We start from the raw sequence: 20,675 nt of genomic DNA on the forward strand, positions 1-20,675 counted from the left end.
TCGCCGTAGGGAGAGGCAGCACTCGTGGATTCCGCACTGCTCGTCGTGATCGTGGTGTCGTTGGCCATCGCCGCACTGTCGCGGCGATATCAGTTCGCGTCGCCTCTCGTCCTGGTGCTGTGCGGACTCGGGGTGTGCTGGATCCCCGGTCTCCCGACCCCCGAACTCGACCCCGACGTCGTGCTGTTCGTGATCCTGCCGCCGCTGCTCTACTCGGCCGCCCAGGACAGTTCCTACGTCGCGCTGCGCAAGAACATGCGAGCCGTCGGCCTCCTCGCGGTCGCGCTGCCGCTGGTCAGCGCGGTGGTCGTCGGCTTCGTGGCCTACTGGTCGCTGCCCCAGCTCCCGTTGGCCGCGGCGCTGGTCCTCGGCGCGGTCGTCGCTCCCCCGGACGCGGTGTCGGCCACCGCCATCGGACGGCGCCTCGGTCTGCCGCGGCGGATGACGACGTTGCTCGGGGGCGAGAGCCTGCTCAACGACGCGACCGCGTTGACCGCCTACCGGTTGGCGTTGGGCGCAGCGGTGGGTGCCACCACCACCGCGTGGGGCGGCATCGTGCTCTTCGCGGAGGCCGCGATCGGTGGTGTGTTGGTCGGCCTCGTCGCGGGTGTCGTCATCGCCAAGGTCCGACAGTGGCTCACCGATCCGCCGATGGAGACCGCACTCGGCATCGTGATCCCCTTCGCGACGTACTTCGTCGCCGAGGAACTGCATGCCTCGGGCGTCATCGCCGTCGTCGTGGTCGGGCTCTACCTCGGGCAACGCTCGGCGCGCGAGGGCTACGCGACACGACTGCAGGACACCGCGGTGTGGCGCTCCATCGACGTCATGCTCGAGTCCTTCGTCTTCCTGCTCATCGGTCTGCAGCTCCCCGAGGTCCTCGACGGGCTCAAGGGCCGGTCGGTGGGGGTCATCATCTGGTCGGGCGTCGCGGTCCTGGCCACGGTGATCATCGTGCGAATCCTGTGGATGTTCCCGGCGACGTATCTGCCGCGGCTGCTCTCCCGCCGAATACGCGACCGCGAGCCGGCGCCGACCCCGGGCTCGGTCTTCGTCATCGCGTGGTCGGGCATGCGCGGTGTGGTCAGCCTCGCCGCCGCGTTCGCCATCCCGCTCACCACCGACGACAACATGCCGTTCCCGGCGCGCGACGAGATCATCTTCCTGACGTTCGTCGTGGTGGTCGGCACGCTGTTGATCCAGGGCACGACGCTGCCGTTGCTGATCCGGGTCCTCGGTGTCCACAGCGACGAACGGCGGACCGATCTGCTCGCACTCGCCGCGGCGCAGGACCGGGCCGGACGCGCGGCCGGCAAGCGTCTCGAGGAGATGGCCGAGGAGATCCCCGACAACGACGCCATGCACGAGCAGGTGCAGATCCTGCAGCGCTGGATCCGGTCGCGGAAGAACCTCGCGTGGGAGGAACTCGGGCGCGGCGAGGAGGAGCTCGGCGAGAGTCCCACGGTGGCGTTCGGGCGGATGCGTACCGAGCTGCTGCAGGTCCAGCGCGAGGTGTTCATCAACGAACGCGACGCCGGCCGCATCGACGACGAGGTGTTGCGCGGCGTGCTGCGCCAACTCGACCTCGCCGAGGGGCTGTCGGACCGGTCGGGCAGGAAGCGCGACTGAGGACTCGGCTCAGGCAGGCTCGGTGACCGGGGTGTGGGCCGCGAACACCGTGGTCTCCTCGGACCGGCCACGCAGGGTCTGGCTCTCCAGTCGCTCCCAGTGCTCGCTCTCCGCCGCCGCCGCATCCACCGCGCGCTGTGAGGCCAGCGGTCGGGTCGGGTCGCGCTTGGCCAGTTCCGACAACCGCGCCGACTCGTTCACGGCGTCGCCGATGACGGTGTACTCGAATCGCTGGATCGCACCGACGTTGCCCGCGACGACCGGGCCGTAACTGACGCCGATGCCGGCACTCAGTTCCGGGATCTCCTCGGCCAGGCGCCGGGAGATCTCCCGGCTCGCCGACAGGGCCGCACCGGCGCTGTCGGCGAGGTCGATGGGCGCTCCGAACACCGCGAGCACGGCGTCGCCCTCGAACTTGTTGACCAGCCCGCTGCGCTCCTCGACCTCCTGGACGATGACCGCGAAGAACCGGTTGAGGATCGTGACGACCTCCGACGGCGGCCGATCGGACGCGAGCTTGGTGGAGCCGATGACGTCGACGAACACCACCGCCACCGTGCGTTCCATGCCGCCGAGCTCGGGGTCGCGGCTCAGTGCGGCCTCGGCGACGTCCTTGCCGACGTGTCGACCGAACAGGTCCTGCAGCCGTTCGCGCTCCTGCAGTCCGGTGACCATGGAGTTGAACCCGGCCTGCAGCTCACCGAGCTCGGTGCCGTCGAAGATGACCACGTCGACGTCGGTGGCTCCCGCGCTGACCTTCTTCATCCCGTTGCGCACGCTGCGGACCGGCGCCACCACCTGGGACGTGTTGAGGACGGTGAGCAGCAAGCCGGTGAACAGGGCGGTGGCCACGAGCACGGTGATGCCGACGAACACATCGGTCTTGGAGGTCTGATCGCGCAGCAGCGAGAAGGTCACCACGAAGAACATGCCGACGATCGGGATACCGGATCCGACCATCCACGAGATGAGAGCACGGGTCCGCAACGCACTGCGCTTGCGGCGCAACTGGAGGTCGGCGGTGATGATCTGGGCTGCGACCGGTCGCAGCGAGAACTCGCTGAGCAGGTAGGAGATGGCACAGACCACGGTGCCGCTCAGCCCGACCACGAGGAACACCTTGGGGATGAGGCTGGGGTCGAGGACGCCGTAGGAGATGGTGAACAAGATGACCGCGCCGATCCAGAAGATCGACTGGAAGGCGGTCAGCTTCCACGGGATTCGCCGCGCCTTGCGGGCCTCGCGCGGGGTGGGGATGCGGTCCTGGATCGACCATCGGAGCTGGCGGACGATGATCGTCGTGCCGACCACCGCACCGATGAGCAGGGCGCACCCGATGTAGATGGGCAACGCGATGAAGTTGACCCACCAGAACTTCTCGTCGAACACGCTGGGTTCGGGGATGCCGACGCTCGCCAGCACGACCGCCATGACCGCGCCGATCGCGTTGGACAGCAGGATCGACCCGGTCAGCAGGATCTGGATGCGGATGCGCTGGATGCGCGGACTGTCTTTCGTGGAGCCCAACAGGATCGAGCCGTAGTCGGCGTCCCTGCGGTTCAACAGGCGCATGGCTCCCCTGATCAGCGGCATGCGCTGCGGCACTCCCGCAGCGTCTGCGAGCAATCTACCGGGCTGTCAACAGCGCCAGAGCGTTTACCGTATGTCACGCTGTGATTCATGGTTCGCGGATACGGCGGCGGTCGACAACCCGACGACTTGGACCGGAGTGGACGGTGGCTGCGCCGTGATGCTCGGCGTGCCGCCGCAGGAACGCTGCACGACATAGACGCTCGCGCGTCGCGTCGGCTCCGCCGGCTGGTGGCGCACGCGCAGTCGGATTCGCCGTTGTTCGCCGAGCTCTACCGCGGCATCGACCCCGACAGCGTCACCATCGAGGATCTGCCCATCACTCACAAGGCGTCGCTGATGGCCGAGCTGGACCGATGGTGCACAGACCGACGGATAACCGTCGACGCCCTCGATGCGTTCGTCCGCGAAGACGCACCCGTCGGCACCCGTTTCCTCGGAGAGTTTCTCTACAGCGAAACATCTGGCACGACTGGGATCCCAGGCCGTTTCGTCACCGAGGACGCAGCTCTCGCGGTGGTCGACTCACTCGGATTCCGTGTTCCGAGACCCTCTCTGCGGGCCATCGCCCGCGCCGTGCGGAAGCATGGGCGCACAGTCGAGATCGTGAGCATCGACGGTCACCACATGGGCCCGCCTCGCTACCACAATCAGCAGAACGGACCCAATCCGCGATCGTTGCGGCTCTCGGTTCTCGACCCCATCGCTCAGATCGCCCGTGCAGTTGATGATTTCGATCCGGTGACCATCGGGGGGTACTCGTCGATCCTCGGTGCGCTCGCGGCAGAACAGCTTGCCGGTCGACTTCATACCGAACCCGCGGTCCTCATGCCCATCTCCGAATCGATGACCCCCGAGGTGCGCGCACTGATGGACCGGGCATGGCCGGATGCGCAGATCATCGACCGGTACGTCGCCACCGAGGCCATGTTCATCGCGGCGCGATGTCGCTCGGGCTGGCACCACCTCAACTCCGACTGGATCATCCTCGAGCCGATCGACGCCGACGGTCGACCGACTCCGACGGGCGAGGTGTCGCACTCGACGTTGCTGACCACCCTGAACCGTCGAGTGCAGCCGATCATCCGGTACACCATGGGTGACGCAATACTCGTGCGGCCCGACCCGTGCGAATGTGGGAGTGCGCTGACGGCGTTCGAGATCCACGGTCGTTCGGGTGAGCTCATATCGTTCCACACCGCTGCTGGGCGCACCCTGATATCGCCGCTCGCACTGTCGGTGCTGCTTAGTCACATACCCGGCGTCTGGCAGCTCCAGGTGGTCCGCGACGCGCCCACCCATATCACCGTGCGGCTGTCTACGACGCCGGGCGCCGACCCCGCCGCGAGCGGGCGGGACGCCACGAGGGCACTACGCGACTTCCTCGATGCCGCAGGGCTCCGGTCCGTCGATGTCGAACTGGGATCCGAAGCCCCGCAGCGCACCCCGGGTGGCAAGTTCCTACGCGTCGTCGACCTCGTCGGTGGTCCGAGGCGCTGATCGCCGTGACCACCCCGCCGACCGTGACGATTCATTCGCGCGGGATCACCGTGCGATGCAGCAACTTTCCGCTGGTGTCGCACAGGTCGACGGTGAACGTGCCACCAAGGCCGTCGATGCGCACCTCGCCGAAGTGCTGGAACTCCGTCGTGATGGGTGAGACGTTCGCGGTGGTCGGGGCGTGGACGAAGACCTGGTCGATGCCGAACGTGCCGTCGAGCTTGCCCGCCGGGAACGCGCCCGCGTGCAACGGCCCGGAGACGAACTCCCAGAACGGGTGGAAGTCGGTGAACGCGGCGCGCGAGGGGTCGTATCGGTTGGCCGCGGTGTAGTGGACGTCCGCGGTCAGCCACACGACGTTGCGGACACGCTTGGTGCGCGAGAGGATCTGCGCCAGTTCGGTTTCGCGACCCAGCGGCTTGCCGTTGTCGCCCTGGCCGACCGCCTCGATACCGTCCTTGTCGCCGTAGGTGGTGTCGGGGACGACGATCCCGAGCGGTAGGTCGTTGGCGACGATCTTCCACACCGCGCGGGATGAGTTGAGGCCGTCGACCAGCCAACGCGCCTGCCGCGCGCCGAGAATGTGTCCGGACTGTTTGCGGGCGTTGGAATTCGAGTCCTTGTAGCTGCGCATGTCGAGGACGAAGATGTCGAGCAGCGGACCGTAGGACACCTTGCGGTAGACGCGGCCGTCGACGGCGTCGACGCGGCTGACCGGCTGCCACTCGTGGAAGGCCTGCAGCGCGCGGGCCGAGAGCACGTCGGCCCGCTTCTCCTGCGTGTACGCGGGGTTGGCGACGATCTCGCCGGGGAACCAGTTGTTGAACGTCTCGTGGTCGTCCCACTGGACGAGCTGGGTGGTCGATGCGGCGAACCGACGGTAGTTGCGGTCGGTCATGTTGTAGTTGTAATTGCCGCGGTATTGGTCCAGCGTCTGGGCCACATCGGATTTGGCCTCGGTGACCACGTTGCGCCAGACGCGACCGTCGTCGAGCGTGACGGTCTCTTTCAACGGTCCGTCGGCGTAGACGGTGTCGCCGGAGTGGATGAACAGGTCGGCGTTCCGGTCGGCCAGTGTGGAGAACCCGTGCAGTCCACCGATGGCCTCGTTGATGCCCCAGCCCTGGCCGACGACGTCGCCGGACCAGTTGAGTTTCACCGCCCCCGGCAGCAGGGGCGCGGTCCGGAAGGTGCCGGTCAGCGGCTGCGATCGGGTGCCGCGGTCGGACAAGAGCGTGACCCGGTAGTGGATGGTGGCGCCCGCGGGATGACCGGTGACGCGAACGCGTCCGGTGCCATCGGTGGCCGGGGTCAGCAGTGGACCGGTGAAGCGGCGCGGGAACGCGAAGTTCTCGAACAGCGAGGTCTCGACGATCATCCGCGCCGGACTGTCCGAGCGCGCCCAGATCAGCGCGCCGTCGGTGCGTGGGTCACCGGAGGCTATGCCGTGCGACAGCGTGGGCCGTGCGCGGATGAGCGCCGGCGCCGCAGAGGCCTGTGGGGTGAGCAATCCGCTCGCGGGGACCAGCAGTCCGGCAGCGGCGGACGAACGCAGCAGAGCACGACGAGAGACAGACATGGCTCGAATCGTTGCCCACGAAAACGAACAGGAGGTGAACCCCGGCCCCGCCTTCATACGTCGAGTGGGCGGTTGCGGACCACCAGTGGGCGGCAGTGCCCAGTCGACGTCCGTAACCGCCCAGTCGACGTCCGTAACCGCCCAGTCGACGTCCGCAGCCGCCCAGTCGACGTCCGTAACCGCCCAGTCGACGTCGGCAGTAACTCAGCCGGTCGCGGACGCCAGGCAGTAGCTGAGAGGGCTGGGCTTCGCGAACGACACGATCTGACCGCCGGGGCAGTCGATGGTCGGCGCGGGCACGCGGCCCCGCACACGGATCACCTGGGCGCGATCAGCCGCGGGGGTGTCACAGGGCGTGGCACGGAAGTCGACGAGTGTGCCGGTGGGCGAGGGCACCGAATAGCATCCGCCCGCCGCAAAGTTCGGCACGATGCAGAGTTTTCCGAAGCCCGGCTGGGTGAGCTGCGAGTACTGGCCGACGCCACAGTCTCCCGATGCCTGCTGCAGCGCCGAGGCGACGATGAACGTGAAACCTGCTGCGGTGCAGCTCGACTTCTGCGGGGTGATCCCCCGGTCGGTCGCGGTGAGCGACACACACTCACCGGGACTCGAGTACATCGGCTCGGCCGAACGAGCAACCGAGGTCACCGGCGGCACCGACGACGGCGCCTGTGCCACATCGTCATCGGAACCGCCGCCGGTGAACAGCGAGATGAACAACGGGACGGCGACCCCGATGATCGCCAGAGCCCCGATGACCGCGATGATCCGCTTGACCCGACTCGACGGTGTCGACATCCGCGAGATCCACGGACGACCCTCGATGGGTTCGACGTCACGCGACTCGTCACCCCGCTGCCCGGGCGTCACCGGCTCAGATGATCGCGCGGCGGACGATGGTCTCGTCCCGACCCGGTCCGACACCGATGCAGGAGATGTGTGCGCCGGCGAGCTCTTCGAGGCGAAGCACGTAGTTCTGTGCGTTCTGCGGCAGGTCCTCGAACGTGCGGCATGCCGAGATGTCTTCCCACCAGCCGGGCATCTCCTCGAAGATCGGCTTCGCGTGGTGGAAACCGGTCTGCGTCATGGGCATGTCGTCCACCCGCTCGCCGTCGACCTCGTAGGCGACGCAGATGGGGATGGTGTCGATGCTGGAGAGCACGTCGAGCTTGGTGAGGAAGTAGTCGGTGATGCCGTTGACACGCGTTGCGTAGCGGGCGATCACGGCATCGAACCAGCCACAGCGACGGGCGCGACCGGTGGTGACACCGACCTCGCCGCCGGTCTTGGCCAGGAACTCGCCCCACTCGTCGAAGAGCTCGGTCGGGAACGGACCCGACCCGACGCGGGTGGTGTACGCCTTGAGGATTCCGAGCACCGTGGTGATCCGAGTGGGTCCGATACCCGAGCCCACCGAAGCGCCACCGGAGGTCGGGTTCGACGACGTCACGTACGGGTAGGTGCCGTGGTCGACGTCGAGCAGGGTGCCTTGCGAGCCCTCGAGCAGCACGGTCTCGCCGCGCTCGAGTGCCTGGTTCAGCAGCAGCCGGGCGTCGGCGATGCGGTGCTTGAAGCCCTCGGCCTGCGCCAGGACCTCGTCGACGACCTGCTCGGGATCGAGCGCGCGTCGGTTGTAGATCTTGGTGAGAATCTGGTTCTTGATCTCCAGGGCCGCTTCGACCTTCTGGGTCAGGATCTTCTCGTCGAGCACGTCGGCGACGCGGACCCCGACGCGGGCGATCTTGTCCTGGTAGCAGGGACCGATGCCGCGACCGGTGGTGCCGATCTTGTTGTTGCCCAGGAACCGCTCGGTCACCTTGTCGATGGCCACGTGGTACGGCATCAGCAGGTGCGCGTCTGCCGACAGGATCAGCCCGGAGGTGTCGACGTCACGGTCCTCGAGCCCGCCGAGTTCGGTGAGCAGCACGCCCGGGTCGACGACGACGCCGTTGCCGATCACGTTCTTCACGCCCGGCGTCAGGATGCCCGACGGGATGAGATGGAGGGCGAACTTGTCGCCGTTGGGTAGGACGACGGTGTGGCCGGCGTTGTTTCCGCCTTGGTAGCGCACAACCCACTGGAGCTTCTCCCCCAGCAGGTCAGTGGCTTTTCCTTTACCTTCATCGCCCCATTGGGCACCGATCAGTACGATCGCAGGCATCGCCTCAAGCTCCTTCCGGCACGGGATCACCCGGGCCGTGGGACAACTTTACTGGTTTTATCGGACAGATACCCCGTTCCGCCGCGCGTGATGGCTCGGCCCCGCCGAGAGAGGCCTCCGCTGACGTGACGACGACGGTTATCTGCGCGCTCGATGTACCCGTGCCCGACGCCTTGGACGGCCTCGTCGTGATCCGCGCCGAGAACAGCCGTGACTCGATGCGGGCCGGCGTGGCCAAGGCGGTTGCCGACGCGGCCGTGACCCGCGTGGTGGTGGTCGCGGGACCCGATCACCCCGACGCGTTCCTCGGTGCCGTCGTGGCGCGTCTGATGATCGCCGAGGCGCTGGGGGTCGAGGTCGCCTACGTAGCACCAGAGGCGACGCCGGGCACGAAGGTCTACGGGTTGCCGTCCGGCGACGCGGCCGCCGAGCTGGCGGTGTCGGGGACGGCGGTGTCGGTTCCCTTGATCCGCGACGACGCCGCCGTTGTCGTCATCGGCGAGGCCAGCCACACCGGCGAGAACGGGTCATTCACCGGCGAGACCATCGTCGACAGCGAGCGCTTGTTCCTCGGCGAGGCCAAGACAGTGCTGATCCGGCCCACCCGCACTGAGCCGGGTGTCGAAGGCGCACTGCAGAAACGATTTCGGCAGAAATGGGTCGCCGGGCGCGCCGTGCAGACCGGCGGGATCGACGTAGTGGTCGAGCGTGATGGTATCCGGGCTCCCCGCCCGGTGCACCGGTCCACGATCTACCGCCACCACGAGGACTGGAAGCTGGTCTCTCCATGAGCACCGCGACTCAGATCGCTCGCTCGGTCCGACCGGGCCCGGTGTTCCTCGGCGTGGTCGCTGCTGCCGTCGCGGGCGGGGTGTTGCTGGCGCAGTCCACACCGGGCCGCAACGCCACGTCCATCGTCGGGGCGCTATTGCTCGTCATCGGCGGGTGGGTGATCTCGTTGTGTCTCCACGAGTTCGGCCACGCGGTCACGGCATTCGCTTTCGGCGACAAGAACGCCGAGAACCGCGGCTACCTGACGTTGAATCCTCTGAAGTATGCGCACCCGGGTCTGTCGATCACGTTGCCGCTGGTGATCATCCTGTTGGGCGGCATCGGTTTTCCCGGTGGCGCGGTGTACGTGAACCAGGCCGGGTTCTCCAAGGCGCAGCGGACGATCGTGTCGTTGGCCGGCCCGTTCGCGAACATCGTCGTGGGCGTGGTGCTACTGGCCGTGATCCGCGCGAAGGTCGACTCGATCGATCCCACGACGATCAACCTCTGGTCGGCGCTGGGCATGCTGGCGCTGCTGCAGATCACCGCAGCCGTGCTCAACCTGATCCCGATCCCCGGTTTCGACGGCTACGGCGCCATCGAGCCGCATCTGTCGCTCGAGACGCGTCGCAAGCTAGCCCCGGTGGGCCAGTACGGATTCCTGCTCGTGTTCCTGGTGCTGTTGCTGCCGCCGCTGAACCGCGCCTTCTTCGACGTCATCTACTGGTTCTTCGAGTTGTCCGGCGTCAGTTCCACACTGGCGTCCATCGGCTACAGCCTGGTCGTCTTCTGGCGCTGAGTTCCCGCGTCGAACAAACGAACCCGCGTCGTGTATGACGCGGGTTCGTTGGTTGAGAGCGGATCTGTCGCTGCGATCGTCAGCGAACTACGCAGTCCACCGTGACGGTGCCGGTGTTGGTGGACGTCGGCGGCACGGTGAACGCCGGCGGAGGCACGTACGACGCCGGATTCCCGTTCGGCGTGTTCACCGTTCCGAACCCTGACGGGAAGAACGAACTCGGCAGCGACGTCGGCCTCGAGGTCGTGACCGTGTGGCTGTCACAGTATTGCCTCACCGGACCCGTTGCCGTTCCCGAGCCCGTGGAGGGAGCCGGAGTGATCGCGACGTTGATCGTGACCGGCGTGGATGCCCCCTGGGCGTTGGACACGGTGATGACAAAGGAATCCGTTGTCGCGCCGCCCGATGCGGCGGCGGTCCGTGCCGCAGCGGTGGGCGTGAAGGTCCACATACCCGCAGAGGTGACGGTCACTGATCCGGTTGCCGGACTCGTCGACGGAGCAGCGTAGAAGAACGGACCCGCGCTTGTGTTGGCCGGCATCAGAATCCCGGACACCGCACCGGTCGCGGCATCGGTGGGTCCTCCGAGCTGCCCGATGGTGCCAAATGTCACCCCTGTACTACCGGTGACTCCCGTCGGGCCGGTGCTGGGACCCGCGGGACCCGTCACACCCGTGGCCCCGGACTCGACGGTCGGTGCGACAGTGACGTTCACGGTGATCCGCACACTGCCGCCGTAGCCGTCCGACACCGTGACGACGAACGAATCCGTTTTCGCCGATGCCGGCGCATTCGCCGCCGCCGCAGCCGCTCGCGCAGCCACTGTCGGGGTGAAGGTGTAGCCACCTTGACCGTTGATCGTGACTGCTCCACCGCCAAGCGATGTCGCCGGGACGGAGTAGACGAGCACATCGCCGTTGGGGTCAGACGCCGACACCGTTCCGGTCACGACGCCCGTGGTCGCGTTGACCGTCCCAGCGGCCTGTGTGCCGGCGACGGGCGCTGTGTTGGACGGAGCGATGTCCACGGTCACCGTCACCGGGGTCGAGCCGCCGAAGCCATCGGTCACCGTGACGGTGAACGTGTCGGTCTTCGCACCTGTGGCCGACGCCGCAGCATGTCGCGCAGCGTTGGTTGGCGTGTAGATGAACTTCCCGGTCGTCGGATCGATCACCACAGCACCGGAAGTCGTTGCCCCGGAACCGCTGTAGGTGAGGGTGTCGCCATCGGTGTCCGTGACTCGGACAATGCCCGAGACCGCTCCGGTGGAGGCGCTGGGGATGCTGACGGTGGTCCCCGCGGGCGTGATCACCGTGGCACTGCCGCCGGCCAGGTTGGTGACATAGACGACGCCTTCAGAACCCACCGCAACACCGAACGGGAAGACAAACCCGTCGATGGTCGACTCGACCACACCGTTGTTGATCACCGACACCGTGTTCGACGAACTGTTGCTGACGTACACCCGGCCGTCCGGGCCCACCGCAACGCGGTTCGGGGTGATGCCCACATCGATCGTCGACACCACCACACCGTTCTTGATCACCGACACCGTGTTCGACTGACTGTTGGTGACATACACCGTGCCGTCCGACCCGGCTGCGATCCCGTCTGGCCCACCACCCACCAGGATCGTGGACTCCACAACGCCGTTCCGGATGACCGCGACCGATCTGCCGCCCATCTGCGCGACGTACACCCGTCCATCCGAACCGACTGCGATGCCATCGGGGCCGGCGCCGACCTGGATCGTGGACTCCACGACGCCGTTGCTGATCACCGAAACCCCGCTGCCGGTGGCCACATACACCCGCCCGTCCGTACCGGCCGCGATACCGACCGGACGAACACCCAGATCGATCGTCGTCTCCACCACGCCGTCGCTGATCACCGACACCGAGTTGCCATCCTGATTGGTGACGTAGATCTTGCCGTCGGAACCGGCCACTGCACTCAGTGGACCACCGCCGACGCCGATGGTCTGGACCACGACGCCGTTCTCGATCACCGACACCGAGTTGCTGCTCAGATTGACGACATACGTCCGACCATCCGCACCGACCGCGACACCGGTCGGAGTGGTACCGACACCGACCGTCGACACCGTCGGTGACGTCGTGACCGCCGGCGGCGCGTTGACCGGACTGATGTCGACCGTCACGGTCACCGGGGTCGATCCGCCGAAACCGTCGGTCACCGTGACCGTGAAGGTGTCGGTCTTCGCGCCTGTTGCCGACGCCGCGGTGTGCCGCGCCGCATCGGTCGGGGTGTAGATGAACTTCCCGGTCGCGGGATCGATCACCACGGCACCGGAAGTCGTTGCCCCGGAACCGCTGTAGATGAGGGTGTCACCATCGGCGTCCGATCCTCGCACCGTTCCCGAGACCGCGCCGGTCGAGCTGTCAGGATCTCCGACCGTGACGTCGGCGGGCTTGATGATCGTTGTGGTGCTGCCGAACAGGTTGGTGACATAGACGACGCCGTCAGAACCCACCGCAACGCCGAACGGGAAGTCGAACCCGTTGATGGTCGAGACGACTACACCGTTCTTGATCACCGACACCGTGTTGGCACCGCTGTTGGAGACGTACACCCGACCATCCGGCCCCACCGCAACACGATTCGGGGTGGCTCCCACCGCGATCGTCGACACCACCGCACCGTTCTTGATCACCGACACCGTGCCGGAACCGCTGTTGGTCACATACACGGTCCCGTCCGGTCCCACCACCACACCGTCCGGGTAGTCGCCGACGGGAATCGTGGACTCCACGAGGCCGTCTCGGATCACCGTGACCGATCCGCCGGTGTACTGCGTGACGTACACCCGGCCGTCCGCCCCGACCGCGATGCCGTCGGGGCCGGCCTCGACAGAGATCGTCGACACAACGGCGCCGTTGCTGATCACCGACACGCCGTTGCCGGTGGCGACATAGATGAGCCCGTCAGCTCCGGCCGCGACTCCGACCGGACGAACACCCAGGTCGATCGTCGTCTCCACCGCACCGTTGTTGATCACCGACACCGAGTTGCCGCCCTGATTGGTGACGTAGATCTTGCCGTCCGAGCCGACGACGGCGCTGAGTGGACTGCTACCCACGTCGATGGTCTGGACCACGACGCCGTTCTCGATCACCGACACCGAATCACTGCTCAGATTGACGACGTAGGTCCGACCATCCGGCCCGACCAGGACCCCGGTCGGGAAATAACCCACGCCGACAGTCGACACCGTCGGTGATGTCGACACCACCGGCGGCGCGTTGACCGGGGCGATGGGCACCGTCACCACGATCTCGGTCATTCCACCGAAACCGTCATCGGCGATCACTGTGAACGTGTCCGTCTTGGCCCCCAGCGCCGACGCCGCGTTGTGCTGCGCCTCCGCGGTCGGGGTGTAGGTGTAGGTGCCGTCGGTGTTGACCTGCACGTAGCCCGAACCACCGTCCGTGAACCACGGACCGGAGTAGGTGGGCGTATCGCCGTCGCCGTCGGTGGTCGAGACCGAACCGGTCACCACACCGCCGGCTCCCGGAGCGCTCTGAGTCGGGATGCCGGCAACGGGATCGGAGTTCACCGGGACGATCGGGACCGTCACCACGATCTCGGTCATTCCACCGAAACCGTCATCGGCGATGAGGGTGAACGTGTCGGTCTTGGCGCCGTTCGCCGAGGCCGCATTGTGCTGTGCCGCCGCAGTCGGGGTGTAGATGAACTTGCCCGTCGCAGGGTCGACCACCACCGCACCGGAAGTCGTCACACCGGATCCGCTGTAGGTGGGGGAGTCGCCGTCGACGTCGGTGACGTCGATCGTGCCGGCGACGGCGCCACTCTGCGGATCGGGTGCCGCCGTCGTGTAGCCGCCCCCTGCCACGATCGACACCGTGCCCGCATAGAAGTTCATCACGTAGACATCACCGTTCGTGCCGGTGGCGAGCGCGAACGGCCCCCCGCCGACGGCGTTCACTGTCCTGATGACCGCGTTGGTCGCGGGATCGATGACCGAGAGTGAGTTGTTTCCCTGGTTCCCGACGTACACCAAGCCGTCGGCCCCCACCGTGACGCCGAACGGGCTGGAGCCCACCGAGACGACCGAGGTCACCGTGTTCGTGACCGGGTCGATGGCGTAGACCTTGCTTTCGGACTGGGAGACGACGTACACCGTGCCGTTCTGGGCCACCGCCACCCCGGCTGCGCCGTTTCCCACTGAAACCGTTGTCACCGAGTAGTCGTCGGCGGGGTCGATGACAGAGACCGTGCCGCTGAAGTAGTTGCTGACATACACACGCCCGGACGCGGACACCGCGATACCCGTCGGATGTTGACCCACCACGACCGAACGCACCTCGCCGGTCGTCGTGTCGATCACCGACACCGTCCCCGATCCCTGGTTGGTCACGTAGACAACACCGTTGGGCCCCATGGCGATGCCGAACGGAGTGGATCCGACCGTGTAGGTGGTGACCACTGCTCTGGTCACGGGGTCGATGACCGTCACGCGGTTGTTCTGATTGGTGACCACGTACACGTATCCGTCGGACCCGACACCGACACCGGTCGGGTTGCTGTCGAGCTGGATCGTCCCCGTGACCTCCTTGGTGACGGGATCGATCACCGTGATCGTGCTCTCGTTGTAGCTGGTCACGTAGATCACGCCGTTGGGGCCGACGGCCAGGCCGTTCGGGCCACTGCCCACGGCGACTGTTTTCACCACCGTTGTCGGGGCGCCACCCACAGTCGGCGCTGTGTTGACGGGATTGATCGGTACGATCACCGCGATCTCGGTCTTCCCACCGAAACCGTCATCAGCCACCACGGTGAAGGTGTCGCTCTTCGCACCCGTGGCCGACGCCGCGTTGTGCTGCGCCGCCGCGGTCGGGGTGTAGGTGTAGGTGCCGTCCGCGTTCACCGTGAAGGTGCCGGTCGTGCTGGTCGTCGTCGCCGGGGTGAACCTCACCGGGTCGTTGTCGCCGTCGGTGGCCGTCACGGTCCCGGTCACCACACCACCGACGCCTGCAGCGCCGGGTGTCTGGACGCCACCAACGGGATTGGCGTTGACCGGGGCGATGGGTACCGTCACCACGACCTGGGTCGTACCACCGAAACCGTCATCGGCAACCACGGTGAACGAGTCGCTCTTCGCGCCCGTCGCGGACGCTGCGTTGTGCTGCGCCGTCGCGGTCGGGGTGTAGGTGTAGGTGCCGTCGGCGTTCAACTTCACCGAACCGGTGCCGCCGGCTGTGGTCGTCGGGCCGGTGTACTTGACCGGGTCCTTGTCGCGATCGGTGACCGTGACCGTGCCGGTGACCGCGCCCGTGGTCGGGTTGGTCTGTCCGGCAGGCTGGTTGGCGGGAGCGACGGGGGCCGCGTTAAGCGGGGTCAGCGGGACGGTGACCACGATCTGCGTGGTCGCGCCACGTCCGTCGGTCGCGGTCACGGTGAACGTGTCCTGCGTCGCCGACGCCGGCGCACCCGTCTTCGCCGCCTGGTGCCGCGCATCAGCGGTCGGCGTGTAGGTGTACGCGCCTCCGCTGGTGACGGTGACCGTCCCGCCCTTGGTGCTCGTCGCCGACGGCGCGCTGTATTTGACCGGGGTGCCGTTGCTCGATCCCGCCGACACCGTTCCGGTGATCGCGCCGGTCGTCGGGTCGGGGGTGCCGACCACAGGGGTGTTCGGGGTCGGCGGCGCAGTCGAGGTGATCGGAACCTGCACAGTCACCGACGATTTCGAGATCCAGTTGCGCGCGGTGACGGTGAACGAATCCACGGTCGCGGTGATCGGCGCGGTCTTCGACGGGGTGTAGACGTAGCGGCCGTTCTTGTCGATGGTGACGGTGCCGTTGGTCGGCGCGGTCACGGTGTACCACTGCGGCAACCAGAACGGGCTCGTGAACTGCGCGCTACCGGTCACCACACCGGTCAGAGGATCGACCATCTGCGGGCCCTGCACCGTCGGGTACGGCGAGAACACCGACTGGAATCGACGGAACACCGCAGCGACCAAGTCGCCCAACGGGTTCGGCGGAGCCACCGGAGCAACCGGCGTCGTCGACGCATTACCCGCGTTCAGACCGAAAATCGAGAGAACAACAGCGGCCAACGCCGTCAACGGCGTCACCACCGCCTGCGACGCCGGCGCGACCATCGGCGCCGACGAGACCGCCGACACCGAGGCCAGCGACACCGCTGACGAACCCTGACCGGTCGAGGTGACGACCGGAGCCGAACCCACCACCGGCAGGCTCGACGACGGGATCAGCGGCGTCGACGACGTCCCCGACGTCGCACCGGTCGTGCCCGACGACGTCGATGCCGACGTCGTCGGCGCGGTCGTCGGAGCATTCGACGCCGACCCACCGGACGATGAGCTACCCGACCCCGACTCCGATACGGGCGGCGTCGACGCAGCGGGAGCCGTGGTCCCGGTCGAGCCCGAACCCGACGTCGACCCCGAACCGGTCGACGTCGGAGTCGAGCCCTCGGACGACGGCGACTGCGGTGTGGACGCCGGCGCCGGGGTCGTTGTCGAGTTCGAGCTGCCGATACCCGTACTGCTCGACGTGCCAAGCGCACCCGAGGTGTCGCTGGTCGTCGAGGTCGAACCACTCCCCGCGGTCCCGGTATCGGTGCCCGACGCCGAACTCGTCGACGAACCGCTCGCGGTATCAGCGGCCGTCGAGGGCGACGACGCCGGCGACACCGTCCGGGTCGTCGACGACGAATCGTCCGACGAGCTGCTCCCACCCGACGACGCGCCGCCACCGGTCGCCGTCTCGGCGTTCGCCAGACCCGACCCACTGATCAAAGCCGCACCCAGACCGACGGTCAAAGCACTGGTCTTGACCCACGTCGGCACCTCACGATGCTGCGGAGTGCGATGTTGCCCCTGACCCGCCTTGGCCGCTTTCGCAGCACGAGCCTTGGCCTTCGCACGATTGTTCACCCGGTGAGTACTCATCGATCCCTGTTTCTTCGGTGCGCCCTCGCGCACAACCCGGAACAGACATCACACACCGTGTCACCAGCGACTTCTGCACTGATCATTCGACGACGAGCACAACCACCCGGGGCTATGCGGGCACATTACGAACAATTTGCATAAAAAATGTAAATCTACGCACGGGCAATGATTTCCTTAGATATCGCAACTTGTTTATGCTCGATTAAATGAACGTCGACGCGGGGGTCGCGATACGCCTGATCGGCGGTATCCGCGTCTCGCACGACGGTCACGACGTCGACCCCCAGGTGGTCGGTGGCCGTCGTTGCGCGGAGATCATCGCCTACCTCGCCGCGCACCGGCATCGAGACGTCTCGCACGAGGAGCTCGCCCGCGTCGTGTGGGCTGATCGTCGGCCGCAATCCTGGTACGCCGGGCTGCGGCAGGTGCTGTCGCGGGTTCGCGACACGATGGACATCGCCTCGCTGCCTGCGAACACGGTCCGTTCCCGCGGCGGGAACGTCCGACTCACCCTTCCCGACGCCACCGCGACCGACCTCGAGGTGGTCCGTGCGTGGGCGCAGTTGTTCACGCAGGACCCTGCTGTCGCGGTCCCCGCTGCGCGCGACGTCATCGCCTCGACCGAGGAACCCGTGCTGATCGGATCGGTGGGCCACTGGGCCGACGAGATCCGCGCCGAGGTCAACCACCTCCGCCTCCGTGCGCTCGACACCGATGCCGTCGGCTCGTTGGCCCTCGGAGAACTCGACCGTGCGATCTCTTCCGCCGAGACACTCGTGGCGCTCGACCCCCTGCAGGAATCCTCGTACCGCGTGCTGATGCGCGGCTACGTCGCCCTCGGTGAGCACGGTCGGGCGCTGCAGACCGCTGCACGCTGCCGTCAGGTCCTCGCCGACCAGCTCTCCGTGGTCCCGTCGCAGGAGACCGAGAACCTGTACCTGCGCATCCTCCGGAACGAGGTCCGAGCCGAGCCGGCGCCGAGCCAGGTGACCGCACCGGCTCTCGCACACCGGGCGACGCCTACCGACAACCTCATCGAGCGACGCGCCGAGTTGCGCACCATCGCCGACGCCGTCGACCGTGCCGGGCGCGGCTCCGGGCAGTTCGTCGTCTTGCGTGGCGAGGCGGGCAGCGGGAAGACGTCCATCGCGTTGGAGGCCCTGGAACGTGCACGCGCGGCCGGCGTCGACGTCCTGTTCGGCCGGTGCAGCGAGGAAGCGGTGGTGTCCTTCGAGCCCTTCGTCGAAGCCGTCGGTCACGAACTCGACGCACTGGGGCCGACGGGCGCACGGGAGTGGTTGCGAGAGAGAGGCACCAGGATCCTCCGGCTCGTCCCGGACGCAGCGCAACGGTTCGGCGAATCCGCGCCGGTGGCCGACGGTGATGACCGCGCCGAGGTGATGACCGCCGTGTTCGACTGGCTGACCTCGCCCTCGAGGACATCCGCGACGTTGCTCGTCATCGACGACCTGCAGTGGGCGTCCGCGGCCACCCTCGCCGTGATCCGCTACGTCGTCCACGCGTCCGAGAAGACCCGACTGTGCGTCGTGGCCACCGTGCGCGAGGAATACACCGAACACCCCGACATCCGCACGACCCTGCTCGCACCGACCCGGTCGAGTGGCGTCCATCGGCTGCGTCTGCGCAACTTCAGCGTCACCGAGGTCAGCGCACTCGTGGAGTCCGTCGGGGCCACCGTCGACCCCCTCACCCTGCATGAGCGAACGCAGGGCCTCCCCCTGTTCGTCATGTCACTGCTGGGGTCACAACAAATCGATCCCGCGGGCCGACTGCCCGACTCGGTCGCCGACTCGGTCGCGCAACGCATCCGTCTGCTCACCGGCGACGCGCGAGACCTGATGGAGCTCTGCTCGGTGGTCGGCATGACGGCGTCGCGGGCGATCCTGCGTTCGGCCACCCCCGATCTCGACGACCTCGACTTCGCTGACGCGCTCGACGACCTCGTTCGGCAGCGCCTGGTGGCGGAGTCGGAATCCGGTCACGAGGTGCTCATGCGCCACCCGCTGGTGCAGGAGTCCGTGTACGCCGACATCTCCGAGGACCGCCGACGCGAGCTGCACACCCGAGCGGCCCTGGCCCTCGAGAAGCAGGGCACGGTGACCGATCCGTCCGAATACGCCCGCCTCGCCTATCATTTCAGCCGGGGCATGGAGTCCGGTCGTGACGCCGCCACCGACTATTACTGGCGCGCGGGCGACAGCGCGGTGGCCATCGGGGCCTACGAGGACGCCGTGGTTCTTTATCAGAGCGCCGACGAACGCCTCCGTCCACCAGGGGATTCCGAGATGCGGTGTCGCCTGCAGGTGAGCCTCGGTCGCGCCCAACGCAGAGCGCGCGACGCCGGCTACCGGGCGACACTGCTGGGGGCGGCCGACATGGCCCAGCGCCTCGGCGATGTCGATCTACAGGTCGGTGCCGCGCTGGCCAACGAACAGCAGGGCGTTCTCGCGGTTCAGATCGTCGTCGACACCGAGCGAATCGCCAGTCTGTACGCCGCGGTGGCGGCGCTCGAATCCACCGGTCGCCCGGACGGTTCGGCGATCGCGCTGCTGCTGGCGCAGTTGGCCGTGGAACTGATCTGGGCCACCGACGACGCCACCCGACGTGACATGGTCGATCGTGCCACCGCCGCCGCGCGGTCGGTCGGCGACCGTGACGCACTCATCGCCGTGCTGACCTCGACGATGATCGCCGTCCGGGGGCCGCAGCTGGCCGACCGTCGCAAACAGGCCTATGCCGAACTCACCGAGCTGCTGGCCGCGTCGCCGAGGCGAACCGTCGACCCGATACAGACGATCTGGATCGCGCGGGCGCAGATCGAGTACGGCGAACTGCCGGCTGCCGCGGCGACGGTGGCACTCATCTCGCCTGCCCAGATCGCCCAGGACGCCGAACTGGCGTGGCTCGTGCTCAACACCGAGCACTCGATCGATGTCGCCGCGGGTCGACTCGAACGCTGTGAGCACCGGCTCGAGGCCCTGCGTGCGATCCCGGCATCACCTACCGACACCTACTCCTGGGGGCGGTTGCTGCCCCCGGTCTTCAAGTTCCGCATCCTGCGGGGAGATCTCGGTGAGGTCGTCGCGGCCGCCGACGGACTCCGGGAGCGTTTCGAGATCGTCGACTTCTACCGGATGGGTCTTGCGGTCGCGTACGCCGACGTCGGCGAGCTCGACAAGGCCACCGATCTCGTCGACTGGTACACCCCCGAGCGCATCGACGCCCTGTCGCTGGACCCACTGTGGCTGTGCTCGATGTCGATGCTGGCGCGCGCGGCGGCACACGTGTCCGACGCCGACATCTGCGCGTACGTCTACGACATCCTGGTCCCCTTCGCGAACGAGACCGTAGGGATCGGCGGGATCGTCCTCGGGGTCGTGCACCACCATCTCGCTGATCTCGCCATCGCACTCGACGACCTCGAGTCGGCCCGAGTCCACACCGACCACGCACTCCAAGAGCACGACCGGCGCGGGTTCCGCGGCTGGTACGCCGAGACCGCTGCTCTGGCGGTCCGGCTGGACCTCCGACGCACCGGGGAGGCCGCCGATCACCTCGTCGCCCGAGCGCGCCGCTGCGCGACCGACACCGGCGCGACCGCGGTCCTGCGACGTCTCGACGCGGCACTGTCCGCGCCGAGTTCCGGCCACCTTTAGGGTGGTGC

Annotated in this window: 11 protein-coding genes; 6 read left to right on the forward strand and 5 right to left on the reverse strand. The window is 67.3% G+C overall.

Features of this window, described 5'->3' with window-relative positions:
• Window positions 1-24: 24 nt before the first annotated feature.
• On the forward strand, window positions 25-1,629 hold the full coding sequence (locus IEV93_RS02435; RefSeq protein WP_188486597.1) for a Na+/H+ antiporter: 1,605 nt from the start codon (window positions 25-27) through the stop codon (window positions 1,627-1,629).
• Between the two features lie 9 nt (window positions 1,630-1,638).
• Here the strand turns inward: IEV93_RS02435 and IEV93_RS02440 are convergent, their stop codons facing one another.
• Window positions 1,639-3,201: an adenylate/guanylate cyclase domain-containing protein gene (locus IEV93_RS02440; RefSeq protein ID WP_188486599.1), complete on the reverse strand. Its 1,563-nt coding sequence runs from the start codon at window positions 3,199-3,201 to the stop codon at window positions 1,639-1,641.
• A 108-nt stretch (window positions 3,202-3,309) separates the two neighbouring features.
• On the opposite strand from IEV93_RS02440, the gene IEV93_RS02445 reads away from it, so the two are divergent.
• Window positions 3,310-4,719 carry a phenylacetate--CoA ligase family protein gene (locus tag IEV93_RS02445; protein ID WP_188486601.1) on the forward strand — a complete coding sequence of 470 codons (1,410 nt, stop codon included), beginning with the start codon at window positions 3,310-3,312 and terminating at the stop codon, window positions 4,717-4,719.
• A gap of 31 nt (window positions 4,720-4,750) precedes the next feature.
• Here IEV93_RS02445 and IEV93_RS02450 read toward each other — a convergent pair whose 3' ends face one another.
• From IEV93_RS02450 to IEV93_RS02460, 3 genes are all read right to left on the reverse strand, one after another.
• On the reverse strand, window positions 4,751-6,298 hold the full coding sequence (locus IEV93_RS02450; RefSeq protein ID WP_188486603.1) for an alkaline phosphatase D family protein: 1,548 nt from the start codon (window positions 6,296-6,298) through the stop codon (window positions 4,751-4,753).
• Between the two features lie 204 nt (window positions 6,299-6,502).
• On the reverse strand, window positions 6,503-7,168 hold the full coding sequence (locus tag IEV93_RS02455) for a hypothetical protein (protein ID WP_188486605.1): 666 nt from the start codon (window positions 7,166-7,168) through the stop codon (window positions 6,503-6,505).
• Between the two features lie 4 nt (window positions 7,169-7,172).
• Complete coding sequence (locus IEV93_RS02460; protein WP_188486607.1) at window positions 7,173-8,459, reverse strand: adenylosuccinate synthase; 1,287 nt, start codon at window positions 8,457-8,459, stop codon at window positions 7,173-7,175.
• Window positions 8,460-8,620: 161 nt separating this feature from the next.
• Between IEV93_RS02460 and IEV93_RS02465 the strand changes: the two genes are divergently transcribed.
• Both IEV93_RS02465 and IEV93_RS02470 read left to right on the forward strand, forming a co-directional pair.
• Window positions 8,621-9,250: a hypothetical protein gene (locus tag IEV93_RS02465; protein WP_229704839.1), complete on the forward strand. Its 630-nt coding sequence runs from the start codon at window positions 8,621-8,623 to the stop codon at window positions 9,248-9,250.
• The gene (locus IEV93_RS02470; protein ID WP_188486609.1) at window positions 9,247-10,029 is read left to right on the forward strand and encodes a site-2 protease family protein; all 783 of its coding nucleotides are present in this window, start codon (window positions 9,247-9,249) and stop codon (window positions 10,027-10,029) included. Before IEV93_RS02465 ends, IEV93_RS02470 begins: the two co-directional genes overlap by 4 nt.
• A 79-nt stretch (window positions 10,030-10,108) precedes the next feature.
• On the opposite strand, the gene IEV93_RS02475 is transcribed toward IEV93_RS02470, so the two are convergent.
• Window positions 10,109-16,261, reverse strand: coding sequence for a cadherin-like domain-containing protein (locus tag IEV93_RS02475; protein WP_188486611.1), 6,153 nt, complete (start codon window positions 16,259-16,261; stop codon window positions 10,109-10,111).
• On the opposite strand from IEV93_RS02475, the gene IEV93_RS02480 reads away from it, so the two are divergent.
• Window positions 16,239-16,919 carry a hypothetical protein gene (locus IEV93_RS02480; RefSeq protein ID WP_188486614.1) on the forward strand — a complete coding sequence of 227 codons (681 nt, stop codon included), beginning with the start codon at window positions 16,239-16,241 and terminating at the stop codon, window positions 16,917-16,919. The two genes, IEV93_RS02475 and IEV93_RS02480, sit on opposite strands and share 23 nt — an antisense overlap.
• 277 nt (window positions 16,920-17,196) lie before the next feature.
• The gene (locus IEV93_RS02485) at window positions 17,197-20,667 is read left to right on the forward strand and encodes an ATP-binding protein (RefSeq protein WP_188486616.1); all 3,471 of its coding nucleotides are present in this window, start codon (window positions 17,197-17,199) and stop codon (window positions 20,665-20,667) included.
• Window positions 20,668-20,675 lie beyond the last annotated feature (8 nt).

It is taken from the genome of Williamsia phyllosphaerae, assembly GCF_014635305.1.
Classification (GTDB): Bacteria; Actinomycetota; Actinomycetes; order Mycobacteriales; family Mycobacteriaceae; genus Williamsia_A; species Williamsia_A phyllosphaerae.